Annotated in this window: 2 protein-coding genes and 1 pseudogene; 1 reads left to right on the top strand and 2 read right to left on the bottom strand. The window is 74.0% G+C overall.

Features of this window, described 5'->3' with window-relative positions; genetic code table 11:
* Positions 1 to 163: 163 nt before the first annotated feature.
* Together galE and GTW08_RS15655 are read right to left on the bottom strand one after the other, a co-directional pair.
* Positions 164 to 1,132 (bottom strand): UDP-glucose 4-epimerase GalE, encoded by a 969-nt coding sequence (galE, locus tag GTW08_RS15660; protein WP_073574188.1) that lies wholly within the window; start codon positions 1,130 to 1,132, stop codon positions 164 to 166.
* Positions 1,133 to 1,147: 15 nt separating this feature from the next.
* Positions 1,148 to 1,864, bottom strand: a complete 717-nt coding sequence (locus tag GTW08_RS15655) for a metal-dependent transcriptional regulator (protein WP_073574187.1) — start codon at positions 1,862 to 1,864, stop codon at positions 1,148 to 1,150.
* A 93-nt stretch (positions 1,865 to 1,957) separates the two neighbouring features.
* Here GTW08_RS15655 and GTW08_RS15650 point away from each other — a divergent pair.
* Positions 1,958 to 2,141 (top strand): annotated as a pseudogene (locus GTW08_RS15650) (sulfurtransferase); the annotation flags it as partial.

Raw genomic sequence — 2,141 nt, 5'->3', positions numbered from 1 at the left:
GCCGGGGTGGTGGCGGCGAGCCTGCACGGCACCCGCGACCCGCGCTCACCCGCCGCACGGTGGGCGGGCCCGGGCGGGCTGCGGCGGCTGCTCACCGCGATGCTCGACCCGGACGCTCCCGACGAGACGGCCGCCCGGTGAGCCGGCCCCGGGCCGCGCAGGTTCAGCGGGACCGGGCGAACTCCCAGGCGTCGCCGACGATCTCGGCGATCGCGGTCCGCGACGGCTTCCAACCCAGCTGCTGCGCGGCCTGCTCGCTCGAGGCCACCAGCACCGCGGGGTCACCGGCGCGGCGCGGCGCGACGACGGCCGGGATCGGGTGCCCGGTCACCGTGCGGCAGGCCTCGACCACCTCGAGCACGGAGAACCCGTGACCGCTGCCGAGGTTGTAGATGTCGTGCCGCCCCGCGACGGCGTGGGTCAGCGCGAGCAGGTGGGCCTCGGCGAGGTCGTCGACGTGGATGTAGTCGCGCACGCAGGAGCCGTCGGGGGTGGGCCAGTCGTCGCCGTAGACCGAGATCGACTCGCGGGTGCCCGCGGCGACCTGCAGGACCAGCGGGATCAGGTGGGTCTCGACCGCGTGCCGCTCCCCGAGCGGGGTGTCACCGGACAGGTGCGCCCCGGCCACGTTGAAGTACCGCAGGCTCGTCGCGGCCAGGCCGTGCGCCGTCGCGTAGGAGGTGATCATGTGGTCGATCGCGAGCTTGCTCGCCCCGTAGGGGTTGGTCGGCCGGGTCGGCGCGGTCTCCGGGATCGGGACCTGCTCCGGCTCGCCGTAGGTGGCGGCGGTGGAGGAGAACACCAGCCGCGGTACCGCGTGCTCCCGGACCGCCTCGAGCAGCCGGAACGAGGCCACGACATTGCCGTCCCAGTACTTCTCGGGTTTCTCGACGGACTCCCCGACCAGCGAGCGGGCGGCGTAGTGCAGCACGCCGTCGAACCCGCCGCGGCCCAGGACCTCCCCGGCGCGGGTACCGAGCTCACCCTCGACGAACTCCGCGCCCGCGGGCACGGCGTCGCGGTGGCCGGTGGACAGGTCGTCGAGCACGACGACCTCGTGGCCGGCGTCGAGCAGGTGTGCGGCGCACACGCTGCCCACGTAGCCCGCGCCGCCGGTGACGAGCAGCTTCACGTGTGCGGATCCTCCTCAGACGGCGCGGACGAGCACGGCGTGCGCGACCGGCGGAGCGACGGTCGACTTCTCGTCGTCCGAGCTCACCGGCACCGGGTCGCCGAAGCGGGAGATCGGGCCGACGTCGATCACGTTGCCGGGCACGATCCCCGCGAGCTTCAGCTCGCCCATCAGGTCGGAGTCCAGCTGCACGTGCTCGGCGATCCGCCTGATCTCGACGCGACCGCCACCGCGGCGGGCCAGCTCGTCGAGCCGCTGCAGGCCGACCTCGAGCGTGGGCGGCACCGACGACGACGTCGACGCGTCGTCCCCGCGCTCCAGCTCCTCCAGACCCGGGATCGGGTTGCCGTAGGGCGACACGGTCGGCTTGTCGAGCAGGCGGAGCAGCTTGCGCTCGACGTCCTCGCTCATCACGTGCTCCCAGCGGCACGCCTCGGCGTGGACGAGCTCCCACTCGAGCCCGATCACGTCGATCAGCAGCCGCTCGGCGAGGCGGTGCTTGCGCATGACGGCGACGGCGCGGCCGCGGCCCTCGTCGGTCAGCTCGAGGTGGCGGTCCCCGGCCACGACGACGAGTCCGTCGCGTTCCATACGGGCCACCGTCTGGCTGACGGTCGGCCCGCTCTGTCCGAGGCGTTCGGCGATCCGCGCGCGCAGCGGGACGACGCCTTCCTCCTCGAGTTCGTAGATGGTGCGGAGGTACATCTCCGTGGTGTCGATGAGGTCGTTCACGTGGGGCCCCTTCGTTCGACGTCCAGTCTACCCAGCGCGGCTCCCGCGCACGGCGAGCCCGTCCGGGGCAGGATGGGCGCCGTGTCCGGATCCATGATCCCCCCTTCGGAACTCGCCGGCCTGCTGGGGCCCGCCCCGGCCGCCGGCACCGTGCGGCCCGTGGTGCTCGATGTCCGGTGGCGTCTGGCCGGCCCGCCCGGCCGCGCGGACCACGGGGCCCACCGGGTCCCCGGTGCGGTGTTCGTCGACCTCGACACCGAGCTGTCCGCGGGCCCCG

Origin of the sequence: Pseudonocardia sp. SID8383 (assembly GCF_009864975.1) — a bacterium.
Classification (GTDB): Bacteria; Actinomycetota; Actinomycetes; order Mycobacteriales; family Pseudonocardiaceae; genus Pseudonocardia; species Pseudonocardia alni.
The sequence above is the reverse complement of the archived record's forward strand: the minus strand, read 5'-3'. Positions and strand labels throughout refer to the sequence as shown.